We start from the raw sequence: 600 nt of genomic DNA on the forward strand, positions 1-600 counted from the left end.
AGCCGGTGGGGTCGTGATGGCGTCCATGGTGTTCTCCTTGGTCCCGGATCAGGAGCGGTGGGTGAGCGCGCGGATGAAGAAGGCGACGTTGGCCGGGCGTTCGGCGAGACGGCGCATGAAATAGCCATACCAGTCGGTGCCGAACGGGAGATAGACCCGCATCTGCAGATCGGCGTCCACGGTCTCCTGCTGCAGGTCGGTCCGGACGCCGTACAGCATCTGGGTCTCCCACTGGTCGGCGTCGCGGCCGGCGATGTTGGCCTGGAAGGCGGCGCGGGTCAGCATCGACTCGTCGTGGGTGGCGATCATCGGGTAGCAGTCGGAGATCATCAGCGCGTCGATGGCGCGGCCGTAGGCGCGGTCCACGTCGGCCTTGCGCGGGAGCGCGACGGTGGCGGGCTCGCGGTAGGCGCCCTTGACCAGGCGGATCCGGGCGCCGGAGCCGGCGAGTGCGGTGATGTCGGACGGCGTGCGCAGCAGGTTGGACTGCAGCACGTTGCCCACCCAGCCGAACTCCTTGCGCAGCTCGACACCGGCCAGCAGGGTCGCCTCGGTGGTGGTGTGGTCCTCCATGTCGAGGGTGACCGTGGCGCCGACGGC

1 protein-coding gene is annotated in these 600 nt (G+C 69.3%); it reads right to left on the minus strand.

Translation table 11 applies throughout. The features are described from left to right. Window positions 1-48 precede the first annotated feature (48 nt). Window positions 49-600 (minus strand): proline dehydrogenase family protein (locus ACOADB_RS24525; RefSeq protein WP_378605009.1); only part of this gene is annotated, 552 nt, incomplete at its 5' end.

Source organism: Nocardioides sp. CPCC 206348, assembly GCF_048654705.1.
Taxonomy (GTDB): Bacteria; Actinomycetota; Actinomycetes; order Propionibacteriales; family Nocardioidaceae; genus Nocardioides.